The following is a 21752-nucleotide window of genomic DNA, read 5'->3' as shown; positions in this document are numbered from 1 at the left end:
TCATGGACGAGCGCAACCGACACGAAGGGGGCGTGAGCGACGCGCTGCAGCGACGCCACGCCGACCTGCTCGTGCACGGCGGCACGGCGATGACACCCAACGGGGCCGAGCGGATCGACATCGCGTGCGTGGACGGCCGTGTCGTCGCGCTGGGCGCGTTGCACGGCACGTGGAGCGCCGACGTCCTGCTGGATGCCGGCGGCCTGCACGTGTTGCCGGGCGTCGTCGACAGCCAGGTGCATTTCCGCGAACCGGGCCTCACGCACAAGGAGACCCTCGAGGCCGGCACGCGCGGCGCGGTGCTCGGCGGCGTCACGACGATCTTCGAGATGCCCAACACGCATCCGCTGACGCTGACCGCGCAGGATCTGCAGGCCAAGCTGGATCTCGCGCGCGGCCGTGCGTGGTGCGACTACGCGTTCTATATCGGCGGCTCGGCCGCGAACGCCGAACGGCTGCCGGTACTTGAAAACCTGCCGGGCTGCGCGGGCGTGAAGGTCTTCATGGGCAGTTCGTTCGGCGATCTGCTGGCCGATGACGAAGCCGTGTTGCGCCGGATCGTGCGCAACGGGCGGCGGCGCATGGCCGTGCACGCGGAGGACGAGGCGCGGCTGCGCGAACGCCGGGCGCTCGTGGAAGCGAGCGGCGACGTGCGGGACCATCATCGCTGGCGTGACGAGGAAAGCGCGCTGGCGGCGACGCGGCGCATCGTCGGGCTGGCTGCCGAGACGGGTCGGCGGCTGCATGTGCTGCACGTGTCCACTGCCGAGGAAATGGCGTTCCTCGCGCGACACCGGCATCGCGTGACCGTCGAGGTCACGCCGCATCACCTGAGCCTGCACGCGCCCGATTGCTATGAGCGGCTCGGCACGTTCGCGCAGATGAATCCGCCGGTGCGCGAGCGGCATCATCAGGACGCGCTGTGGCAGGCCGTTCGCGATGGTGTGGTCGACGTGATCGGCAGCGATCATGCGCCGCACACGCGCGATGAAAAGCGCCGGCCCTATCCGCAGTCGCCGAGCGGGATGACCGGCGTGCAGACACTGCTGCCGCTGATGCTCGATCACGTGCAGGCGGGGCGCCTGAGCCTCGAACGGCTGGTCGACCTGACCAGCGCCGGGCCGGCGCGCGTCTTCGGCATCGCGGGGAAAGGGCGCATTGCGGCGGGCTACGACGCTGATTTCAGCATCGTCGACTTGCGTGCGCGTCGCACCATCCGGGACGAATGGATCGCCAGCGTGAGCGGCTGGACACCCTATGACGGGCGCACGGTCACAGGCTGGCCCGTGCATACGGTCGTGCGCGGGCAGGTCGTGGTGCGCGATGGCGAGCTGAACGGGGAGCCGGCAGGGCAGGCCGTGACGTTTCTGGATGCGGCGGGTTAGCCGCCCATTACGCCGGCAACGCGTCCGCCAGCGCCCGCATCGCCTCCACCGTCTCCGGGTTCGCCGGAAAGAACGCCTCGATCGCGAGTTCCGACAGCGTCACGTCGACCGGCGTACCGAACACGGTCGTCGTGCTGAAGAACGTCAGTTCGCCGGCGGCCGTGCGCAGCCGCAGCGGCACGGCGATATCCGCGAAGTCGGCGCGCGCATGCGTGTCGTCGGGCTGGCCGGCCGGCGCCGGATACGCGGCGAGTTCGTCGCGCAGCGTGTGCAGCGTGCGGTCGCCGCTCGCATCGATCTGCCGCTGCAACCGATGCAGGATATGCGTGCGCCATTCGTGCCAGTTGACGATCTGCGACGCGAGCCCGTCCGGATGCAGGCTCAGCCGCAGCACGTTGACGGGCGGCTGCAGCAGCGCGGGATCGGCCTGCGCGACCAGCGCGCCGAGCATCCGGTTCGCGGCGAGCAGCGTCCAGTGGCGGTCCACGGCGAGCGCCGGATAAGGCTCGTGGCCGCGCAGCACGGCTTCGACCGCATGACGTGCGGCATCCAGTTGCGGATCCGAAAACGGCCGTTCGCGAAACAGCGGCGCGAAGCCGGCCGCGACGAGCAGCGCATTGCGCTCGCGCAGCGGCACGTCGAGACGCTCGGCGAGATGCAGCACCATCTCGCGGCTCGGCTGCGCGCGGCCCGATTCGACGAAGCTCAGGTGGCGCGCGGAGACTTCCGCGTCGAGCGCGAGCGCCATCTGGCTGAGGCGCCGGCGTTGCCGCCACGTGCGCAGCAGTGGGCCGATACCGGGCGTGCGGCCGGCGGACGGGGAGGGCGAATGAAGGGCGGCGGTCGGGTTCATGGTGCTGATGATAGGCAATCCCGCGCACCCTGGACATTACCTGCGACGTAAGCATCTCGCCCTTCCCCGGGCGTGTCGCTGCGCTGCGTTACCATAGCCCTCGTGCCAACTGAGAGACGACGCCGGACCCGCGATTGAAAGCGCCTGGGCCGGTGCCGTGCATATTTACGACAAGGCATTCCAGGGGAATCCAACAATGAAAAAACTTGCCGTCCGGCTCGCCTGCGTGGCGACGCTTGCATTCGCCGCGACCACCGGCCACGCGCAGACCGAAGCTGCGCAGGTGGAAATGAGGGCCGCCGCCGCGGCCGCCAACGACGCGGTCGTGAAGGGCCCGACCGACATCGACGTGAAACACGAAGCCGTGCTGAAGCTGAAAGCCGGCGAATCGTTCGTGCCGGCCGCCGAAGCCGGCCGCTACCTGCGCTCGATGGGCAACTCGATCGACGAATCCAGGCTGGTCGGCCTCGTGCTGCCCGACGATCCCGATGCCGACTGGATCTCGGTCGTGTCGTTCGAGCCGAGCGGCTATATCCGCGACGACGACGCGAAGGACTGGAAGCCCGACGAGCTGCTGAAGAGCCTGCAGTCCGGCACCGAGGAAGACAACCCGGGGCGCAAGGAGCGCGGCCTGCCGGAAACCGAGGTGGTCGGCTGGGCGAAGGCGCCCGCATACGACGCGGCCACGCACCGGCTCGTGTGGTCCGCGATCATCCGCGACAAGGGCGCGGCACCGAACGCCGAGAACGACGGCGTGAACTACCGGACGCTCGTGCTCGGCCGTGACGGCTACCTGTCGCTGACGATGGCGTCGACGCTCGCCGATCTGCCGAAATACAAGGCGTCGGCCGACGAGTTGCTGTCGAACATCAGCTTCAACGACGGCAAGCGCTACGCCGATTTCAACAAGTCGACCGACCACGTCGCCGAGTACGGCCTTGCGGCGCTGATCGTCGGCGTCGGCGCGAAGAAGCTCGGCCTGCTCGCGCTGATCGGCGCGTTCGCGGTGAAGTTCTTCAAGATCGGCGCGGTCGCGCTGCTGGCCGGCGGCGCGGCGCTGAAGCGCTTCTTCGGGCGCAAGCCGAAGGCGGCTGCGGTGCCGGCCGTCGCCGATGCATCCGGCGTATCCGACGTGTCCGGCACGGAGCGCAAGGAATGACGAAGCTGTTGCTGCTGATCTTCGGCGGCCTCAAGCTCGGCAAGGTGCTCGTGTCGGCGGGCACGATGCTGGCGTCGATCGCGGTCTACGCGCTGTTCTACGGCTGGCGGTTCGCGGCCGGTTTCGTGGCGCTGCTGCTGGTGCACGAGGCCGGCCACTACATCGCCGCGCAGCGGCGCGGGCTCGACGTCGGGCTGCCGACCTTCATCCCGTTCGTCGGCGCGTGGATCCAGCTGAAGGAGATGCCGCACGACGCGGAAACCGAGGCGTACGTCGGGCTCGCCGGGCCGTTCGTCGGCACGCTCGGTGCGCTGGCCTGCTACGCGGCCGCGCGCTACTACGACAGCAACCTGCTGCTCGCGCTGTCGTATACGGGCTTCTTCCTGAACCTGTTCAACATGATTCCGCTGTCGCCGTTCGACGGCGGGCGGATCACCGCGGTGCTGTCGCCGCGCATCTGGTTCGCGGGCGTGCCGGTGCTGATCGCGCTGTTCGTGTATCGCCCGAGCCCGTTGCTGATCGTGATGGCGATCCTCGCGCTGCCGCAGTTGAAGCGTGCGTGGCGCTACGATCCGGACGCGCCTGAGAACCGCATGTACTACGCGACGTCGATCGAGACGAAGACGACGTACGCGCTCTGCTACGTGGGCCTGCTCGCATTCCTCGCGCTGATGACGTCCGGCGTGCACGACATGCTGCGCGTCGCACATTCGTCGATCTGACAGCGGATACCTGGGGTCGAATGCAACAACGGCGGCCGTTTTCATGCGGCCGCCGTTGTTTTGTCCTGAAGCCGAACGTCAGGCGTCGCGATGACGCAGTTCGACGCGCCTGATGTCCTTCGCGATCACGAGATAGCTGAACATGGTGACGAGTGCGTTCGGCCCGACGAACACGCGTGCGCCGGTGATCGACAGCGTTGCGCGGTCCGCATGGTCGAGCGTCGTGGCGACGAACAGCATCGCCAGGATCCAGTAGCGCACGGCGGTCCGGCGCGCGGTCGGGCGGAAAATCGCGAGGGGAGGTCTGGTTGCTCGCTTTAAACGTACGTCGTCGTATGACATGGCCAAAAGTTTGTTGAGGATGCTCGAATTCGGCAACCTCGGGTTTTCCCCTCGAAGATCGGCATCACAGTGTGGGAGTGTCATGATTCTCTGGCTGGGCAAGACCTTAGGATGTATCGTCGATGCCTTCACAGGTGACGAGAATGACGCTACGTCGTCGGCAGACATCGTATCTGTTGAGCTACAATGAACGATCTATTCCCGAACCACGGAGCACACCCCATGCAACTGACTGGAGAGATGCTGATCGGCGCCGAAGCGGTCGCCGGCTCGGCCGGTACCTTGCGCGCGTTCGACCCGTCGAAGGGCGAGCCGATCGATGCGCCGGTGTTCGGCGTCGCGGCGCAGGCCGACGTCGAGCGCGCATGCGAACTCGCGCGCGATGCGTTCGACGCGTACCGTGCGCAGCCGCTCGCGGCCCGCGCAGCGTTTCTTGAAGCGATCGCGGATGAAATCGTCGCGCTCGGCGACGCGCTGATCGAGCGTGCGCATGCCGAAACGGGCCTGCCCGTCGCGCGGCTGCAGGGCGAGCGCGGCCGCACCGTCGGCCAGCTCCGGCTGTTCGCGCGCGTCGTGCGTGACGGGCGCTTCCTCGCCGCGTCGATCGATCCCGCGCAGCCGGCGCGCACGCCGCTGCCGCGTTCGGACCTGCGGCTGCAGAAAGTCGGGCTCGGGCCCGTCGTCGTGTTCGGTGCGAGCAACTTCCCGCTGGCGTTCTCGGTGGCCGGCGGCGATACGGCGTCGGCGCTCGCGGCCGGCTGCCCGGTGATCGTGAAGGCGCACGAGGCGCATCTCGGCACGTCCGAGCTGGTCGGCCGCGCGATCCGCGCCGCTGTCGCCAAAACCGGGATGCCGGCCGGTGTGTTCTCGCTGCTGGTCGGCCCCGGCCGCGTGATCGGTGGGGCGCTCGTCAGCCATCCGGCGGTCCAGGCGGTCGGCTTCACGGGGTCGCGGCAGGGCGGCATGGCGCTCGTGCAGATCGCGAACGCGCGCCCGCAGCCGATTCCCGTCTACGCGGAAATGAGCAGCATCAACCCCGTCGTGCTGTTCCCGGCGGCGCTTGCCGCGCGCGGCGACGCGATCGCGACGGGCTTCGTCGATTCGCTGACGCTCGGTGTCGGCCAGTTCTGTACCAACCCGGGCCTCGTGCTCGCGATCGACGGCCCCGATCTCGACCGCTTCGAAACCGTCGCCGCGCAGGCGCTCGCGAAGAAGCCGGCCGGCGTGATGCTCACGCAGGGCATCGCCGATGCGTATCGCAATGGCCGCGGCAAGCTGGCCGAACTGCCGGGCGTGCGCGAAATCGGCGCGGGCGAGGCGGCGCAGACCGATTGCCAGGCCGGCGGCGCGCTGTACGAAGTCGGTGCGCAGGCGTTCCTCGCCGAGCCGGCGTTCAGCCACGAGGTGTTCGGGCCGGCGTCGCTGATCGTGCGTTGCCGTGATCTCGACGAAGTCGCGCGCGTGCTCGAAGCACTCGAAGGCCAGTTGACGGCCACGCTGCAGATGGACGCCGACGACAAGCCGCTCGCGCGCCGGCTGCTGCCGGTCCTCGAACGCAAGGCCGGCCGCCTGCTGGTCAACGGCTACCCGACCGGCGTCGAGGTGTGTGACGCGATGGTGCACGGCGGGCCGTTCCCGGCCACGTCGAACCCGGCCGTCACGTCGGTCGGCGCGACGGCGATCGAGCGCTTCCTGCGGCCCGTGTGCTACCAGGATTTCCCGGACGATCTGCTGCCGGAAGGGTTGCAGGAAAGCAATCCGCTCGCGATTCCGCGGCTGCGGGACGGGAAGGCCGAGTGATGACGCACCTCGGCTGAGGGAGCGATCGGCTGCGACCGGTGAGCCTGAGAGCGCGCCGGTCGCCAAAAACGAAAAGGCGGAAGTGGCCAATGAGCCGCTTTCGCCTTTTTGCATGGCAGGTTTGCGTGGTGTCGATCTTGCAGCGTCAGTGGGCGGGATGCGCGGCGAGCCCCAGGCGGTCTGCTGCGCCCGGCAGGCGCCGGTCGCGCGTCCACAGCTTGCTTCCACCGGTCAGTCGGACCGAAGCGAGGAGGTGCGCATTCGTGCCGAGGCGGCATGGAGGGGCCGGTGTCCGGGGCGAGCGCCGTTGCCGCCGTGCGGGCAAAAGCGGTCGTTGATCCTGCCGGCTTTCCTGCCGCCCGCTTTTCTCCTACAGTACCGGAGCCCCGGGTCGACCGACCTGCGGGCGAAACCTGAGAGATCCAGAAAAAGACCAAGAGGGAACGGCATCATGAACATCAACAAACGTGGCGACCACCTGTTCGCGGCCGGGTTGTGGAAAGCGATCGGCGACGTCGCGAAATCCGTGCGAACGCAGATCGGCCAGTACAGCGAAGGACGCGTGCTCGCGAATGCGCTGCTGGAATTCCAGCGCGACCTGGGCGGCAGCGAATTCGACATCACGATCAACCAGGGGCGGCTCGTCACGGGCTCCGACGCGCATTCGCTCGTGTTCGGTCAAGCCGTTCGCCGTTTCCGGCAGGACATGGAGGCGCTGGTGTTCGCGCTCCAGTACCGGCGCGGTATCGATGAACGCGATCCGGGCCTGCGTACCGAAGCGTTGATGCAGGCGAACAGCCAACTCGCGACCGCGAAGCAGTCGGCGACGATCACGGTCGGTCGGTTCTTCGACGCGGTCGTTGACCGCGACGTACTCGGGCAGATCCTTGGCAGCGAATCGAATGCGCGCGCGCGATCGGGTGCGCAGGACCAGATCGAGGCGACACGCGTCAAGCTGGGGAACGTGCGTTACCGGATCGTCGGGGTCATCGCGCAGATGTGACGGTGGCGACACGCATCGCGGCGGATGCGTGCGTCATCGCGGAAAGCGCGCAAAAGGTCGCGGCCGGCGAATGCCGGCCGCGATGCAGAACTGGCGGCGCGGCGCCAATGAAGGCGTGCGCCGCCGACGAACGCCGCTTATTGCGGGCCCATCTTCTTGATCAGCACGTCGAGCTCCGCCACTTCTTCGTCGGTGAGGTCGACGAGCGGCGCACGCACCGGGCCTGCGTCATGGCCGACGAGTTTCGCGCCCGCCTTCACGATGCTGACCGCATAGCCCGCGCGGCGATTGCGGATCTTCAGGTACGGCAGGAAGAATTCGTCGATCAGGCGGCCGACCGTGGCGTGGTCGTCCTTCGCGATCGCTTCGTAGAATGCCATCGCCGTCTTCGGGATGAAGTTGAACACGGCCGACGAATACACCGGCACGCCGAGCGCCTTGTACGCGGCCGCATAGACTTCGGCCGTCGGCAGGCCGCCGAGGTAGGCGAAACGGTCGCCGAGGCGGCGGCGGATCGTCACCATGCTTTCGATTTCGCCCACGCCGTCCTTGAAGCCGATCAGGTTCGGGCAACGATCGGCGAGGCGCTCGAGCATGTCGGCGTTCAGCTTCGAATTCGCGCGGTTGTACACCACCACGCCGATCTTCAGCGCACGGCACACCTGCTCGACGTGGTCGGCGATCCCTTCCTGGCTGGCTTCGGTCAGGTAATGCGGCATCAGCAGCACACCGCTCGCGCCGAGGCGCTCGGCCTCCTGCGCATATTCGATCGCGACGCGCGTCGCGCCGCCCGCGCCGGCGAGGATCGGCACCTTGCCCTTGCAGGTTTCCGTCGCGACACGGATCACGTCCGAATACTCGCGCTGCGTGAGCGAGAAGAATTCACCGGTGCCGCCGGCCGCGAACAGCGCGCTCGCACCGTACGGCGCGAGCCATTCCAGGCGCTCGGCGTAGGTGGACGGGCGGAAGCTGCCGTCGGTGTCGAAGTCCGTCAGCGGAAACGACAGCAGGCCGTGGGAAATGATCTGTTTGAGTTCTTGCGGTGAGGTCATGGTTGGGTCGTCCGTCTAGCGCGAGTGCTGGGTTCGTCGGGAACGGCATACGAGCCACATTGGCGATGTCGTTGTATGTCATCGTACAACGAGGGGAGGCGTGACGCAAGCGGTTTGCCGGTCGATAAATAGTAGGGTCTTTCCGGGTAAGGGTTTACGCAGCATCGCCGATCCTGGTTGAATGTCGTATGATGACTAATGATATGGCCGATAGCCTCCTGGAATTCCGATGACTGCTTCCCCGCTCTATATCCGTGTGCATCCGGACGACAACGTCGCGATCGTCGTCAACGACGGCGGCTTGCCGGAGGGCGCGACGTTCGCCGATGGGCTGACGCTGCGCGAAGGCGTGCCGCAGGGGCACAAGGTTGCGCTGGTCGACCTCGCGGCCGGCGACCCGATCGTCCGCTACAACGTGGTGATCGGCTACGCGCTGGTCGAGTTGCGCCGCGGCAGCTGGGTCAACGAACGCACGATGCGCATGCCCGAGCCGCCGGGGCTTGACGACCTGCCGCTCGCAACACGCGCCGCACCGCCGCTGCCGCCGCTCGAAGGCTATACGTTCGAGGGCTTCCGCAATGCCGACGGCTCGGTCGGCACGCGCAACATCCTCGCGATCACGACGACCGTGCAGTGCGTGTCGGGCGTCGTCGAGCACGCGGTGAAGCGGATCAAGGCCGAGATGCTGCCGCGCTATCCGAACGTCGACGACGTGGTCGGGCTCGAGCACACGTACGGCTGCGGCGTGGCGATCGATGCGCCCGACGCCGACATCCCGATCCGCACGCTGCGCAACATCAGCCTGAATCCGAATTTCGGCGGCGAGGTGATGACCGTGAGCCTCGGCTGCGAGAAGCTGCAGCCCGAGCGCCTGCTGCCGCCCGGCATGATTCCGGTCGCGGCCGACGGCGCGACCGGCAACGGCGGCGTGGTGTGCCTGCAGGACGCCGCGCACGTCGGCTTCAACTCGATGATCGACTCGATCATGAAGATGGCCGAATCGCACCTCGAGCGGCTCGACCGCCGCCGCCGCGAGACATGCCCGGCATCGGATCTCGTCGTCGGCGTGCAGTGCGGCGGCAGCGACGCGTTCTCGGGGCTCACCGCGAATCCGGCCGTCGGCTTCGCGGCCGACCTGCTGGTGCGCGCGGGCGCGACGATCATGTTCTCCGAGGTGACGGAAGTGCGCGACGGCGTCGCGCAGCTCACGTCGCGCGCGGCGAACGAGGACGTGGCGCGCGAAATCATCCGCGAGATGGACTGGTACGACCGCTACCTGCAGCGCGGCCGCGTCGACCGCAGCGCGAACACGACGCCCGGCAACAAGAAGGGCGGCCTGTCGAACATCGTCGAGAAGGCGATGGGCTCGATCGTGAAGTCGGGCAGCGCGCCGATCGCCGGTGTCGTGCGCCCCGGTGATCGCGCGAAGCAGAAGGGGCTGCTGTACGCGGCGACGCCCGCGAGCGACTTCATCTGCGGCACGCTGCAGCTCGCGGCCGGGATGAACCTGCACATTTTCACGACCGGCCGCGGCACGCCCTACGGCCTTGCACAGGTGCCGGTGATCAAGGTCGCGACGCGCAGCGATCTCGCGCGCCGCTGGCACGACCTGATGGATCTCGACGCGGGGCAGATCGCGACCGGCGCGGCCACGATCGAGGACACCGGCTGGGCACTGTTCCGGCTGATGCTCGACGTCGCGAGCGGCAAGCGCCGCACGTGGGCCGAGCAATGGAAGCTCGCGAATGCGCTGACCCTGTTCAATCCGGCGCCGGTGACCTGACGCGAGCGGCCGTTGCCGCCGAAAGATGCGGGCGCCTTCGGGCGCCCGTTGACATCGCGGCGGCGAATTCACGATCCGGCGCACGCAGCACCTGTTGCGCGGACGGCGCGAATTCCTTACCTGTCACGTAATCGACCGCCCGCGCGAGGTCGGCGACGATGTCTGCACGCGAACACGCAACACGCCACGTTCGCGACATCGTCCTCTCATCGACACAAGGAGCCTCGCCATGAACACCGCCCCGTCCGCCTCGTCCGCCTCGTCTGTTTACGCCGACCTGATCGACCGCTACATCGACGCGTGGAACGAACCCGACGTCGCGCGCCGCCGTGCGCTGATCGATGCGACCTACGCGAGCGACGCGGCCTATCGCGATCCGCTGATGGCCGGCGACGGCCACGCGGGCATCGACACGATGATCGCCGCCGTGCAGGCGCGTTTCCCCGCGTTCCGCTTCCGCCGCACGACCGACGTCGACGGCTTCGGCCAGCACCTGCGGTTCTCGTGGGCGCTCGTGTCGCCCGACGGCGCGGCGATCGTGAAGGGTTCGGACTTCGGCACCGTCGACGCGTCGGGCCGCCTCGCGTCAGTGACGGGTTTCATCGACGAAATGCCGGCCGCGGCGTCGTGACGTGAGCGATGCATGCGCAGCGGCCGCCGGGATCGGGTAACGTTATGCGATTCGTTCCTGATCCCGGAGACTAGCCGACATGCTGAAGAATCTCGACCCGCTGCTGCACGCCGACATCCTGCACACGCTGCGCGCGATGGGCCACGGTGACGAAATCGCGATCTGCGATGCGAATTTCCCGGCGGAATCCGTCGCGGAGCACACGGTGGTCGGCCGCGCGTTGCGGATCGACGGCGCCGATTCGGCGCGCGTCGTGCGCGCGGTGCTGTCCGTGCTGCCGCTCGACACGTTCGTCGACACGCCCGCATGGCGGATGGAAGTCGTCGGCGATGCGGCGGCGGTGCCGCCCGTGCAGCGCGAAGTGCAGGCCGAGATCGATCGCGCGGAAGGGCGCGCTGTGCCGCTGACCGGCGTCGAACGTTTCGCGTTCTACGAGCGCGCACAGCAGGCCTACGCGGTGATCGTCACCGGCGAGCTGCGCGGCTACGGCTGCTTCATCTTCAAGAAGGGCGTGTTGTTGAGCGACGCGGGCTAAACGCTTTTCGTCCCGCCGCCTTCGCGGCCGCGCGGCCGCCGTCGTGTAAAGATTTGCTACAACCTTTTTCTTGGACACGGCCGAAACTCTGTCTATGCTGGCCCATTTGCCGCGGGCCCCGCAGGGTCGCGCGGCGCCGAACCGCCCGGGCGCGCCCCGCGCGGGCGGCCGAATTGCATACGAGGAGAGAGGCATGACGCGTTCCGTCGATTCCGGCGTCATTTTTTTCGCGCGCCTGGCGCTGGCGGCGTTGTTCCTGTGGGGCGGCGTGATGAAGCTGCTCGGCTACGGCGATTTCATCGGCTACCTGCACGGGCTGAACGTGCCGTATCCGCAGGTGATCGGGCCGATTGTCGTCGCGATCGAAGGGCTCGGCGGGCTGCTGCTGATCGTCGGCTACAAGGTCAGACCGCTCGCACTGCTGATGGCGTTCTATACGGTCGCGACCGCGATGGTCGGGCACAATTTCTGGGACGCGACGGACGCCGCGGTCCAGCACGAGATGGTGATCCATTTCTGGAAGAACATCGCGATCGCCGGCGGCTTCCTGCTGCTGTTCGTCACCGGCGCCGGCGGCGCGAGCATCGACGGCCTGCGCCGGCCGAGCACGACGTACGGCAGCCTGCGCTGATCGCACATACTCGCGCCGTTGCCGTTGCGCTGAAGCAAAACAAAAGGGCCGAATCCCGCGGGATTCGGCCCTTTGTTCATTGAGCGCGCGGGCGCGCCGGCGCTCAGTGCGTAGCCTTCACGTCCTTCGCATCCTTCGAGAACTGCACGGCGATCGCGCCGAGCACGCAGATCGCCGCGACGTACACCACCGGTGCGAGCGGATTCGACTTCATCATCAGCGACACGATCACCGGCGTGAGGCCGCCGAAGATCGCGTACGCGACGTTGTACGAGAACGAGATGCCCGAGAACCGCACGACGGCCGGGAAGCTCTTGACCATCACGAACGGCACCGCGCCGATCGTGCCGACCATGAAGCCCGCGATCCCGTAGTAGAGCGGCAGCGTCGACGCGTCGGCCGCGACCTGCACGAACAGCAGGTAGTAGCACGCGGCCAGCCCGATGCCGCCGATGCCGAGCACGCGCTTCGCGCCGATCCGGCCCGCGAGCGAACCCGCGGTGATGCAGCCGGCCGTCAGGCACAGGGTCGCGATGCTGTTCGCGAACAGCGTGGTCGCGGGCGCGAGGTGGAACTGCTTCTGCAGCAGCGCGGGCGTCATCAGGATCACGACGACGATCGCGGCCGACAGCATCCACGTGAGCAGCATCGACACGATCACCGCGCGGCCGTGGTCGCGCAGCACGGCCTTCAGCGGAATCTCGGCCGCGAGTGCCTTCTTCGCCTTCATCTCGGCGAACACCGGCGTTTCATGCAGCCAGCGGCGCAGGTACACGGAGAACAGGCCGAACACGCCGCCGAGCAGGAACGGGATGCGCCACGCGAACGCACCGACTTCGGCGCTCGAGTAACGGCTGTTGATGCCGGCCGCGACGAGCGAGCCGAGCAGGATGCCGGCCGTCAGGCCCGCGGTCAGCGTGCCGCACGCATAGCCGATGTGGCGCGACGGCACGTGCTCGGACACGAACACCCATGCGCCCGGCACTTCACCGCCGACGGCCGCGCCCTGCAGCACGCGGAACAGCAGCAGCAACACCGGCGCGAGGATGCCGATCGTGTCGTAGGTGGGCAGCAGGCCCATCAGCAGCGTCGGCACGGACATCATCAGCACGCTCAGCGTGAACATCCGCTTGCGGCCGAACAGGTCGCCGAAGTGCGCCATGATCACGCCGCCGAGCGGGCGCGCGAGATAGCCGGCCGCGAAGATGCCGAACGTCTGCAACTGGCGCAGCCAGTCGGGAATGTCGTGCGGGAAGAACAGTTGCCCAATCGCCGGCGCGAAGAACACGAAGATGATGAAGTCGTAGAACTCCAGGGCGCCGCCGAGTGCGGCGAGGCCAAGGGTCTTGTAGTCGCTGCGCGTGAGCGCGCGTTCGGCGGCGCGAGGCACACCGCTCAATTCGGAAGCTTGCATGGTCAGGACGATCGGTTTTGGAATTTAGTTGTCGGTGCTGCGTCTCCAGGGCCCGCTTTTCGGCATGGACTGACAAGGCGCGGCTTGCGTCGTCGAAGCGTGCCGCGTGCGGGGTGAGGCACGAAACACGCACCGCCGCACCGGGATGGGGCGCGGCGAGGACGAAGCGTCAAAGCGGGTGGGGGGATTCTACAGGAGCGCGAAATGAGCGCGCGTGGGCGCGCGCCGAGGAACGGTTCGGATCGCGAAGCCGAAGCAGGCGCAACGGCGCGCGCGGCCGGTGAGCCGCTGGCGCGCCGCGCGGGGCAGGGTTTTGCGTATCAGTTGCCGGCGATCGTATCGACCGGCTTGAACGCACCGTGCTCGACCTTGTAGATCGTCACCGGCGCATCCCTCAGGTCGCCCTTCGTGTCGTACGCGATGCTGGGGGCCGACACGCCCTTGACCGACACCTTGCCGAGATACGGCGTGTACACCTTCGGGTCGGTCGAGTTCGCGTCCTTCATCGCCGTGAGCAGCGCGATCGTGCCGTCGTACGAGTATGGCGAGTAGGTGATCACGTCTTCGTTGAAGCGCGCCTTGTAGCGTGCCGCGTAGCCGGCGAAGCCCGGCATCTTCTCCTTCGGCAGCCCGCCCATGTAGACGATCGCGCCTTCGGCCGCATCGCCGCCGACTTTCAGGAACGTCGGCGAACGCGACATCTCGCCCGTCACGAACGCCGACTTCATCCCGAGCTGTCGCATCTTGCGGATCATCGGCGACGATTGCGCATCGCCGCCGCCGTAGAAGATCGCGTCCGGGCTCATCCCCTTGAGGTTGGTCAGGATCGCGGAGAAATCGAGCGCCTTGTCGTTCGTGAAGTCGCGCTTGATGATCGTGCCGCCCGCCGCTTCGACGGCCTTCGCGAATTCGTCGGCAATGCCCTGGCCGTAGGCCGTGCGGTCGTCGATGATCGCGATGCGCTTGAAGCGCAGCGTCTTCACCGCGTACGTGCCGACGATGCGGCCCGCCTGCGCGTCGCTCGTCAGCAGCCGGTAGGTGGTCTTGTAGCCGCGCGCGGTGTATTGCGGCGACGTGGCCATCGAGATCTGCGGCAGCCCCGCGCGATCGTACAGGTCGGACGCGGGAATGCTCGTGCCCGAGTTGAAGTGCCCGATGATCCCGCGGACGTTGTCGTCGATCAGCCGCTGCGCGACGGTCGTGCCCGTGCGCGGGTCGGCCTGGTCGTCCTGCGAATCGAGCTGGAACGTGACGGGCTTGCCGCCGATCGTCGGACGCGTCGCATTGAAATCGGCGATCGCGAGTTGCACGCCCTTCTGCATGTCCGTGCCGTAGTTCGACTGCGGGCCGGTCAGCGGTGCGGCGAAACCGATCTTGACGACGTCGGCGGCCATGGCGTGCGCGCCCGACAGTGCGCAGGCAGCGGCCAGCGCGACGTGCGATACCTTCAGCTTCACTTTCACTTCCCCTTGATGGCGTGGTTGGGCCGCCGCCGGCTGGCGGGCCGGCACCGGTAAACCGGGCGAGACGGTTCGGTCGGCAGGCCGATGCGAGGGCCGTGCGTGCATGCCGCATGCTGCTCGAGCTGTGCCGAAATCGGCGCACCTGGTGGCCGATGCCGCAGGCCATGCGTGCCGATTGCTGCCGCGGCATGAGGTCGTCTCGTGACCGTGAAGCGAAGTCTAGTTAGCGAAAATGCGCGCGTCTTGCGCGTTCGATGCGCGGCCGGCGACGATATCGGCATATCGTCGATAACCCTGATATATGCCGAAATCGTCATGCCGAATGCGCAAACGCGCCAAGACGCTGCACGTTCGCATTTCTATGCTGGCGAGTCCGAGCGTGCGGTGCCGGTGCGCGAATGCGCCGGCCCGCGCGCGGCATGTCGGCCTCGGCGCACGCGTGGTTGTTGCGTCGACGCGCGTGGCCTCGCGGTCGGCCACCGCACGCTCGGCGCAGTGGTTGCGCACGCAACGTATGTCGCGTGACGATGCCGGCCGACCGGCGGCGCGTTGCGTCGGCCGCCGCCACCTTGCCCGCCTTTGCGATCGGCGCGACGCGATCGAAGGGGCGCTTCTATAATCGACGCCATCTGCCACTCGCATTGCGGTTGCCGGGATGACGCCCTTGCTTGCCGTACCGACCATGAGCCTGTCAGAACCGTTGCGCTACCAGCCCGACAACGCCGATTTCGGCGCGATGCTTGCGCACTTCCGCCTGCTCGAACCGGTGTTCGACGCGCTGCCGGACGTCGCGTTCTTCGTGAAGGATGCGAGCGGCCGCTACGCGATCGTCAATCGCACGCTGGCGATGCGCTGCGGCTACAAGGACAAGCGCGACCTGCTCGGCAAGACGGCCGACGAGGTGTTTCCGCGCCGCTTCGGCCGCAGCTATTTCGAGCAGGACATGGCGACGATCAACGCCGGCCAGCAACTGATGGACCAGCTCGAACTGCACCTGTATCCGGGCCGTCAGCCGGGCTGGTGCCTGACCTGCAAGGAGCCGCTGCGCGACGCCGCGGGCAGGGTGGTCGGCCTCGCGGGCATCTCGCGCGACCTGAAGGCGCACGAGGGATCGCACCCGGCATACAGCCGGCTCGCCGACGTCGTCCAGCACATCCAGGATCACTACGTGCAGCCGCTGAACCTGAAGCATCTCGCACAGATGGCGGGGATGTCGGTCGCGCAGCTCGAACGCTACTTCCACAAGGTGTTCCACCTGACGCCGCGCCAGGTGCTGCTGAAGACGCGGCTCGATGCGGCCACCGCGCTGCTCGTCACGCACGACAAGGTAACCGACGTCGCGGCGCTATGCGGCTATACGGACCACAGCGCGTTCACGCGCCAGTTCAAGGCGACAGTCGGCGTCACGCCGACGGAATACCGGCTGATGCTGCAGGAGCGGGCAGGGTGACGCGACACGCCGAAAGGGCCGGCGGGTCGCCGGGATCGGGGTGCTGCGGGGAAACGGGACAGGGATGAAAACGGCGGCTCAGCGGTAGCCGAGCCCTTTCAGGACGGCGGTGCCGTCTTCGGTCAGCCGGAAGCTGGGTGCCGTTTCGGTGTCGAGCTTGACCATCTCGACGAGACCGGCCTCCTGCAGCGCAGGCAGTTCGGGTTTGGCATTGGCGCCGATCGGCGCGTGCAGCAGCACGAGCAGCGTCGCGATTTCATGATGACTGAGCAGGCGGCGCAGCATCGTCTTCTTTGCAGGGGGCGCGGCCGGGCGGCCCGCGGGTGCTTCTACGGCGCTCATCGCTTTCCTCCTTTTCGAGATAACCATCGGGTACTGGTTGCGGATGGTGCCGTCGAAGACTTAAGCGATTCTTAAAACCGCAGTGGGCGACGCGATGCTGCGCTGCGGTACGGGTTACCGGATGTAACGCCACATGGAATGCGGTTTCCGGCTTGATCGCGGCCAGCCGCGCGGGCGGGCGCGCGGCCGCGTGATTCACCACGATGGTGCGCGCGGGATGCGGCCCTTCGAAGCAGCCGCGTCCCGCGAAGGTGATTTGCCCCTTAAATCTGTGTCAGCTTCCTTCCCTTATTTCCTGCGCTGGGCCTGTGCGGCGAGCCGCACGGCCGCATTCGTCGCGCCGTAGCCGTCGTATCCGCCGCGCCGCTCGACGATCTCGAGCGAGAAGCGGTTGTCGACCAGTTCTGTATACGCATGCAGGAATTCGCCGCCGTGCTCGTCGCGGTCATACAGCAGGTGATGCGTGCTCAGCGTGTCGATCAGGTCGTCCGGCAGCGCGTAGCGTGCGGCGAGATCGTCGTAGTAGTTCGGCGGAATGCGCAGGAACGGAATGCCGTCGGCCGCGAATGCGGCGATCGTCTTCACGATGTCGTCGGTACGGAACGCGACGTGGTTCAGCCCCGTGCCGTGGTAGCGGTCGAGCGATTCGGCAACCGCCGTGTGACGGTCGACCGACGCGTTCAGCGCGATCCGCACCGAGCCGTCCGCGCTGCGCACCGCGCGGCTGCGCATCAGCCCGTACGGATCGGGCACGAGCCAGCTGCGCTCGGCCTCGAAGCCGAATGCCGTCTTGAAGAACAGGATCCACGTATCGAGCGCGTCGGCCGGCAGCGCAAGGCACACGTGGTCGATGCCGGTCAGCGGGCCGACTTCGCTCGGGCCGTCGATGTCGGTCAGCACGAAGTCCGATTCGTACAGCGTCGGCGCGTTCGGCGCTTCGTCGACGAAGTACTCGAGGCTGCCGTCCGGCGCCTGCACGCTCGGCAGCACGCGTTCGTTCGGCCCGACACGGCCGGAGAATGGCGCATAGCCGAAGCCGGCGGCGCGTTCGAACGCCACTTTGGCGTCGTCGACGCGGAATGCCGATGCACACAGCGACAGCCCGTGCTGCTGGAAGAACGCGTCGGCGAACGAGTCGCGCTCGGCGTTCAGCACGATCGACGCGGCGCCGTGCTGGAACAGCGTCACGTCCTTCGACCGATGGCGGCCCGCGAGCCGGAAGCGCATCCGGCCGAGCCATTCGCCGACGGTCGCCGCCGCCTGCGCGTCGACCGCGAATTCGATGAACTGAAACCCGACGTGCGCGGGCGGCGCGGGCGGCGCGAACAGCGGCTGGGTGGCGGCCGGCGCGCGGCCGTCCTGCGCGAGCCGCTCGCGCGTCAGTTCTTCCAGGTAGAGCAGCGAGCGATGGCCGTCGGCGGCCGTGATCGCGGTCGGCGCCGCGCGGAAGCCGTCGTTGAAGATCTCGAGCGACAGCGGCCCCGTATAGCCCGACTCGATCACGCGCGCGGTGAAGCGTGCGAGGTCGAAGTCGCCCTGGCCCGGGAACGAGCGGAAATGGCGGCTCCATTCGAGCACGTCCATCGCGAGCTTCGGCGCATCGGCGATCTGCACGAACGCGATCCGGTCGCCGGGGATGTCGGCGATCGCGTCCGGCGAATCGTCGAGCGACAGCGTGTGGAAGCTGTCGAGCGCCAGGCCGAGATGCGGGCTGTTCACGGCATTCACGAGCTTCCACGCGTGGCCGTACCGTTTCACGACGCGGCCCCACGCGAGCGCTTCGTACGCGGCGACCACGCCGGCCTGCCGCGCGGCTTCGGCAAGCGCGCCGAGCTGGTCGACGAGCAACCCGTCGTCCGCGATCGTGTCGGCCGACACGTTGCTGCACACGAGGATGCGGTCGGTGCCGAGCGCGTGCATCACGTCGAACTTGCGCTTGATCCGGTCGAGGTTGCGGGCGAGCTGGGCCGGGCTCACCCCCTCGAAGTCCCGAAACGGCTGGAACAGCACGATGTCGAGGCCCAGATCGGCGGCCATGCGCCGGACGTCGGCGGGCGATCCATCGAAGTAGACGAGGTCGTTTTCGAAGATTTCGACGCCGTCGAAGCCAGCGGCCTGGACGGCGGCGAGTTTCTCGGCGAGCGTGCCGGACAGTGACACGGTGGCGATCGAGCGCTGCATGGGCGATTCCTGAGGATGAGCGGGCGTGGCGTCGGCCGAACCGACCCTGAGTGAACCAGTCGTTGAGTTCCTGGCGGACGCCATATCCCGAATTTACTAGGCTAGTGATGCATATTGTACAAACTAACTAGATGGTACAAATTAGCGAAAACCCGAAAAGACAGCCCGCTTGCACGAGCGCACACTAGCGCCACATTCCGATGTCTTCGGGGCGGCGCCGATCGTGGTCTGCCCCTGTTTCAGGAGCAGAAACACGATGAGCAAGCACAAGGTGCTCGTGCTGAACGGCCCGAACCTGAATTTGTTGGGCACACGCGAGCCCCATATCTACGGCGCGGAAACGCTCGCCGATGTCGAGCAGCGCTGCCGTACGGCGGGCGAGGCGCTCGGGCTGGAAATCGAGTTCCGCCAGTCGAACGCCGAGCACCAGCTGATCGACTGGCTGCATGCCGCGCGTCACGACACGCACGGCATCGTGATCAACCCGGCCGCCTATACGCATACGTCGGTGGCGCTGGCCGACGCGCTTTCCGCGATCGCGAAGCCGGTGATCGAAGTGCATATCTCCAACGTCCATCGCCGCGAAGCGTTCCGCCACCATTCCTACGTATCGGCGCTCGCCGAAGCCGTGATCTGCGGCTGCGGCACCGAAGGCTACGTGTTCGCGCTGCAGCGTCTGGCGACGCTGTTCGCGCAGGGGGCCGCGCGATGAGCCGCCCGTCGTTTCTGATCGGCCTGATCGGCCAGGGCATCGGCGGTTCGCTGTCGCCCGCGATGCACGAGGAAGAGGGGTTCCGCCAGGGCTTCGGCTATGTCTACCGGCGCATCGACCTCGACGTGCTCGGCGTGACCGTCGACGCACTGCCGCAACTGCTCGATGCCGCGCAGCGGATGGGCTACAACGGCCTGAACATCACGCACCCGTGCAAGCAGCGCGTGATCGAGCACCTCGATGAACTGTCGGACGACGCGCGTGCGCTCGGCGCGGTGAACACCGTGCTGTTCAAGGACGGCAAGCGGATCGGCCACAACACCGACTGGTCGGGTTTCGCGAAATCGTTCCGCCGCGGGTTGCCCGGCGCGTCGCTCGAACGCGTCGTCCAGCTGGGCGCGGGCGGCGCGGGCGCGGCCGTCGCGCATGCGGCGCTGCAGATGGGCGCGGCCGAACTGACGATTTTCGACGTCGACGGCACGCGCGCCACCGCGCTCGCGGCCGAACTGCAGCAGCGCTTCCCTGCCGCCCGGGTCACGCCGGGCAGCGATCTCGCGGCCGCGATGCGCGCGGCGACCGGCCTGATCCACTGCACGCCGACCGGCATGGCCAAGCATCCGGGCCTGCCGCTGCCGGCCGACCTGCTGCATGCGGGCATGTGGGTGGCCGACATCGTGTACTTCCCGCTCGAAACCGAACTGATCCACGCGGCGCGCGCGGCCGGCTGCGCCACGCTGCCGGGTGGCGGGATGGCCGTCTACCAGGCGGTCGACGCGTTCGAGATCTTCACCGGACGCACGCCCGACGCCGAGCGGATGTTCGAACACTTTCAGTCGCTCGTCGCGCGCTGACCCCCTTACAGACACAGAAAGAGACCAGGAGACGACCATGCAGCACACCACCCACACGAGCGCCGCGCCGGCGCAGGCGTCCGGCACCGTCCGGCGCACTTCGGCGCGCTACAAGATTCTCGCGCTGCTCGCGATCGGCACGATGATCAACTATCTCGACCGCACCGTGCTGGGGGTGGCTGCGCCGCAGCTCACCAAGGAGCTCGGCATCAACGCGGCCGTGATGGGCATCATGTTTTCCGCGTTTTCGTGGACGTATGTCGCGATGCAGGTTCCCGGCGGCCTGTTCCTCGACCGCTTCGGCAGCAAGATCACCTATTACTGGTCGATGACGCTGTGGTCGCTGTGCACGTTCCTGCAAGGCTTCGTGCCGGGCGTCGCGACGCTGCTCGCTTGCCGGCTCGGTCTCGGCGTGACGGAAGCGCCATGCTTCCCGACCAACAGCCGTGTCGTCGCGACGTGGTTCCCGCAGAACGAGCGTGCGATGGCGACGGGTACCTACACCGTCGGCGAGTACATCGGCCTCGCGTTCTTCAGCCCGGTGCTGTTCGCGCTGATGGGTGCGTTCGGCTGGCGCTCGCTGTTCTGGGTCGTCGGCGCGGTGGGTATCGTGTTCGGCCTGGTCTGGTGGAAGTTCTATCACGAACCGCGCAACCATCCGGGTGCGAATTCGGAGGAGCTGGCCTATATCGAGGCGGGCGGCGGTCTCGTGCACGGTGCGCGCAAGAGCGGTGACAAGGGCGACAAGCCGGCGCAGGCCAAGTTCAGCTGGTCGATGGTCGGCCAACTGGTGAAGAAGCGCCAGCTCGCGGGCATCTGCCTCGGCCAGTTCGCCGGCAACTCGACGCTCGTGTTCTTCCTGACCTGGTTCCCGACCTACCTCGCCACCGAACGCCACATGGGCTGGCTGAAGATCGGCTTCTTCGCGGTGATGCCGTTCATCGCCGCGTCGGTCGGCGTGATGTTCGGCGGGATCTTCTCCGACTGGCTGCTGCGTCGCGGCAAGTCCGCCAACCTCGCGCGCAAGCTGCCGATCATCGCGGGCCTGCTGCTCGCATCGACGATCATTCTCGCGAACTACGTGCAGAGCAACGAGGCCGTGATCGCGATCATGTCGGTCGCATTCTTCGCGCAGGGGATGGCCGCACTCGGCTGGACGCTCGTGTCGGACATCGCACCGGACGGCCTGCTCGGCGTTACGGGCGGCATCTTCAACTTCGCGGCGAACCTCGCGGGGATCGTGACGCCGCTCGTGGTCGGCTTCATCGTCGCATCGACCGGGTCGTTTGTCGGCGCGCTCGTGTTCATCGGCGTGATCGCGCTGGTCGGCGCGGCGTCGTACATCTTCGTCGTCGGCGACATCAAGCGAATCGAGCTGTAAGCACCTGCTCCACGCAGTTCCTGTGCGTTAGCCCGGCAGCCGCAAGGCCGCCGGGCTTAATA

20 protein-coding genes are annotated in these 21752 nt (G+C 67.4%); 13 read left to right on the top strand and 7 right to left on the bottom strand.

Translation table 11 applies throughout. The features are described from left to right. Window positions 1-2 precede the first annotated feature (2 nt). Window positions 3-1385: a dihydroorotase gene (locus tag LXE91_RS23730; protein ID WP_039367835.1), complete on the top strand. Its 1383-nt coding sequence runs from the start codon at window positions 3-5 to the stop codon at window positions 1383-1385. A gap of 7 nt (window positions 1386-1392) precedes the next feature. Here the strand turns inward: LXE91_RS23730 and LXE91_RS23725 are convergent, their stop codons facing one another. Next, window positions 1393-2238: a helix-turn-helix domain-containing protein gene (locus tag LXE91_RS23725; protein WP_039367832.1), complete on the bottom strand. Its 846-nt coding sequence runs from the start codon at window positions 2236-2238 to the stop codon at window positions 1393-1395. A 196-nt stretch (window positions 2239-2434) separates the two neighbouring features. On the opposite strand from LXE91_RS23725, the gene LXE91_RS23720 reads away from it, so the two are divergent. Next, window positions 2435-3397: a DUF2167 domain-containing protein gene (locus LXE91_RS23720; protein ID WP_039367830.1), complete on the top strand. Its 963-nt coding sequence runs from the start codon at window positions 2435-2437 to the stop codon at window positions 3395-3397. Continuing rightward, window positions 3394-4119 carry a site-2 protease family protein gene (locus LXE91_RS23715; protein WP_039367827.1) on the top strand — a complete coding sequence of 242 codons (726 nt, stop codon included), beginning with the start codon at window positions 3394-3396 and terminating at the stop codon, window positions 4117-4119. The genes LXE91_RS23720 and LXE91_RS23715 overlap by 4 nt, the downstream gene beginning before the upstream one ends. 78 nt (window positions 4120-4197) lie before the next feature. Here LXE91_RS23715 and LXE91_RS23710 read toward each other — a convergent pair whose 3' ends face one another. After that, the gene (locus LXE91_RS23710) at window positions 4198-4380 is read right to left on the bottom strand and encodes a hypothetical protein (RefSeq protein WP_039367824.1); all 183 of its coding nucleotides are present in this window, start codon (window positions 4378-4380) and stop codon (window positions 4198-4200) included. Between the two features lie 303 nt (window positions 4381-4683). Between LXE91_RS23710 and LXE91_RS23705 the strand changes: the two genes are divergently transcribed. Together LXE91_RS23705 and LXE91_RS23700 are read left to right on the top strand one after the other, a co-directional pair. Next, entirely contained in the window at window positions 4684-6261 is a 1578-nt protein-coding gene (locus tag LXE91_RS23705; RefSeq protein WP_039367820.1) for an aldehyde dehydrogenase (NADP(+)), read from the top strand. Between the two features lie 451 nt (window positions 6262-6712). Next, on the top strand, window positions 6713-7264 hold the full coding sequence (locus LXE91_RS23700; protein ID WP_039367818.1) for a hypothetical protein: 552 nt from the start codon (window positions 6713-6715) through the stop codon (window positions 7262-7264). A 137-nt stretch (window positions 7265-7401) separates the two neighbouring features. Here the strand turns inward: LXE91_RS23700 and kdgD are convergent, their stop codons facing one another. Continuing rightward, window positions 7402-8316 carry a 5-dehydro-4-deoxyglucarate dehydratase gene (gene kdgD, locus LXE91_RS23695; RefSeq protein ID WP_039367815.1) on the bottom strand — a complete coding sequence of 305 codons (915 nt, stop codon included), beginning with the start codon at window positions 8314-8316 and terminating at the stop codon, window positions 7402-7404. Between the two features lie 229 nt (window positions 8317-8545). Here kdgD and garD point away from each other — a divergent pair, with 229 nt between their 5' ends. The 4 genes from garD to LXE91_RS23675 all read left to right on the top strand — a co-directional run bounded on the left by garD (window position 8546) and on the right by LXE91_RS23675 (window position 11896). Continuing rightward, window positions 8546-10099 (top strand): galactarate dehydratase, encoded by a 1554-nt coding sequence (gene garD, locus LXE91_RS23690; RefSeq protein ID WP_039367811.1) that lies wholly within the window; start codon window positions 8546-8548, stop codon window positions 10097-10099. Window positions 10100-10328: 229 nt separating this feature from the next. Continuing rightward, window positions 10329-10730, top strand: coding sequence for a nuclear transport factor 2 family protein (locus LXE91_RS23685; protein WP_039367808.1), 402 nt, complete (start codon window positions 10329-10331; stop codon window positions 10728-10730). A gap of 79 nt (window positions 10731-10809) precedes the next feature. Further along, window positions 10810-11265: an RbsD/FucU family protein gene (locus LXE91_RS23680; protein ID WP_039367805.1), complete on the top strand. Its 456-nt coding sequence runs from the start codon at window positions 10810-10812 to the stop codon at window positions 11263-11265. 193 nt (window positions 11266-11458) lie between these two features. Next, a complete protein-coding gene (locus LXE91_RS23675; RefSeq protein ID WP_039367803.1) occupies window positions 11459-11896 on the top strand; it encodes a DoxX family protein in 438 nt (145 codons plus the stop codon). A 103-nt stretch (window positions 11897-11999) separates the two neighbouring features. On the opposite strand, the gene LXE91_RS23670 is transcribed toward LXE91_RS23675, so the two are convergent. Beyond that, on the bottom strand, window positions 12000-13310 hold the full coding sequence (locus tag LXE91_RS23670; RefSeq protein WP_039367800.1) for an MFS transporter: 1311 nt from the start codon (window positions 13308-13310) through the stop codon (window positions 12000-12002). A gap of 320 nt (window positions 13311-13630) precedes the next feature. Next, window positions 13631-14767 carry a branched-chain amino acid ABC transporter substrate-binding protein gene (locus tag LXE91_RS23665; RefSeq protein ID WP_039367939.1) on the bottom strand — a complete coding sequence of 379 codons (1137 nt, stop codon included), beginning with the start codon at window positions 14765-14767 and terminating at the stop codon, window positions 13631-13633. 661 nt (window positions 14768-15428) lie between these two features. Between LXE91_RS23665 and LXE91_RS23660 the strand changes: the two genes are divergently transcribed. Beyond that, the gene (locus LXE91_RS23660; RefSeq protein ID WP_039367798.1) at window positions 15429-16223 is read left to right on the top strand and encodes an AraC family transcriptional regulator; all 795 of its coding nucleotides are present in this window, start codon (window positions 15429-15431) and stop codon (window positions 16221-16223) included. 78 nt (window positions 16224-16301) lie between these two features. Here LXE91_RS23660 and LXE91_RS23655 read toward each other — a convergent pair whose 3' ends face one another. Both LXE91_RS23655 and LXE91_RS23650 read right to left on the bottom strand, forming a co-directional pair. Then, entirely contained in the window at window positions 16302-16565 is a 264-nt protein-coding gene (locus LXE91_RS23655; protein ID WP_039367795.1) for a hypothetical protein, read from the bottom strand. A 288-nt stretch (window positions 16566-16853) separates the two neighbouring features. Then, window positions 16854-18746, bottom strand: coding sequence for a bifunctional sugar phosphate isomerase/epimerase/4-hydroxyphenylpyruvate dioxygenase family protein (locus tag LXE91_RS23650; protein ID WP_039339249.1), 1893 nt, complete (start codon window positions 18744-18746; stop codon window positions 16854-16856). A gap of 256 nt (window positions 18747-19002) precedes the next feature. Here LXE91_RS23650 and aroQ point away from each other — a divergent pair, with 256 nt between their 5' ends. From aroQ to LXE91_RS23635, 3 genes are read left to right on the top strand one after another with little or no spacing between them, the layout of a single operon-like run. Next, window positions 19003-19458, top strand: coding sequence for a type II 3-dehydroquinate dehydratase (aroQ, locus tag LXE91_RS23645; protein WP_039339247.1), 456 nt, complete (start codon window positions 19003-19005; stop codon window positions 19456-19458). Next, a complete protein-coding gene (locus LXE91_RS23640; protein ID WP_039339246.1) occupies window positions 19455-20309 on the top strand; it encodes a shikimate dehydrogenase in 855 nt (284 codons plus the stop codon). The genes aroQ and LXE91_RS23640 overlap by 4 nt, the downstream gene beginning before the upstream one ends. Before the next feature lie 37 nt (window positions 20310-20346). Continuing rightward, window positions 20347-21690, top strand: a complete 1344-nt coding sequence (locus LXE91_RS23635) for an MFS transporter (RefSeq protein WP_039339244.1) — start codon at window positions 20347-20349, stop codon at window positions 21688-21690. The last annotated feature ends 62 nt before the right edge of the window (window positions 21691-21752 follow it).

This window comes from Burkholderia contaminans (assembly GCF_029633825.1).
GTDB lineage: Bacteria > Pseudomonadota > Gammaproteobacteria > Burkholderiales > Burkholderiaceae > Burkholderia > Burkholderia contaminans.
The sequence above is the reverse complement of the archived record's forward strand: the minus strand, read 5'-3'. Positions and strand labels throughout refer to the sequence as shown.

Bases quoted from the DNA above. Each gene is read 5' to 3' on its own strand.
- LXE91_RS23730 (WP_039367835.1), top strand. From the start codon at position 3: ATGGACGAGCGCAACCGACACGAAGGGGGCGTGAGCGACGCGCTGCAG.
- LXE91_RS23725 (WP_039367832.1), bottom strand. From the start codon at position 2,238: ATGAACCCGACCGCCGCCCTTCATTCGCCCTCCCCGTCCGCCGGCCGC.
- LXE91_RS23720 (WP_039367830.1), top strand. From the start codon at position 2,435: ATGAAAAAACTTGCCGTCCGGCTCGCCTGCGTGGCGACGCTTGCATTC.
- LXE91_RS23715 (WP_039367827.1), top strand. From the start codon at position 3,394: ATGACGAAGCTGTTGCTGCTGATCTTCGGCGGCCTCAAGCTCGGCAAG.
- LXE91_RS23705 (WP_039367820.1), top strand. From the start codon at position 4,684: ATGCAACTGACTGGAGAGATGCTGATCGGCGCCGAAGCGGTCGCCGGC.
- LXE91_RS23700 (WP_039367818.1), top strand. From the start codon at position 6,713: ATGAACATCAACAAACGTGGCGACCACCTGTTCGCGGCCGGGTTGTGG.
- kdgD (WP_039367815.1), bottom strand. From the start codon at position 8,316: ATGACCTCACCGCAAGAACTCAAACAGATCATTTCCCACGGCCTGCTG.
- garD (WP_039367811.1), top strand. From the start codon at position 8,546: ATGACTGCTTCCCCGCTCTATATCCGTGTGCATCCGGACGACAACGTC.
- LXE91_RS23685 (WP_039367808.1), top strand. From the start codon at position 10,329: ATGAACACCGCCCCGTCCGCCTCGTCCGCCTCGTCTGTTTACGCCGAC.
- LXE91_RS23680 (WP_039367805.1), top strand. From the start codon at position 10,810: ATGCTGAAGAATCTCGACCCGCTGCTGCACGCCGACATCCTGCACACG.
- LXE91_RS23675 (WP_039367803.1), top strand. From the start codon at position 11,459: ATGACGCGTTCCGTCGATTCCGGCGTCATTTTTTTCGCGCGCCTGGCG.
- LXE91_RS23670 (WP_039367800.1), bottom strand. From the start codon at position 13,310: ATGCAAGCTTCCGAATTGAGCGGTGTGCCTCGCGCCGCCGAACGCGCG.
- LXE91_RS23660 (WP_039367798.1), top strand. From the start codon at position 15,429: ATGACGCCCTTGCTTGCCGTACCGACCATGAGCCTGTCAGAACCGTTG.
- LXE91_RS23655 (WP_039367795.1), bottom strand. From the start codon at position 16,565: ATGAGCGCCGTAGAAGCACCCGCGGGCCGCCCGGCCGCGCCCCCTGCA.
- LXE91_RS23650 (WP_039339249.1), bottom strand. From the start codon at position 18,746: ATGCAGCGCTCGATCGCCACCGTGTCACTGTCCGGCACGCTCGCCGAG.
- aroQ (WP_039339247.1), top strand. From the start codon at position 19,003: ATGAGCAAGCACAAGGTGCTCGTGCTGAACGGCCCGAACCTGAATTTG.
- LXE91_RS23640 (WP_039339246.1), top strand. From the start codon at position 19,455: ATGAGCCGCCCGTCGTTTCTGATCGGCCTGATCGGCCAGGGCATCGGC.
- LXE91_RS23635 (WP_039339244.1), top strand. From the start codon at position 20,347: ATGCAGCACACCACCCACACGAGCGCCGCGCCGGCGCAGGCGTCCGGC.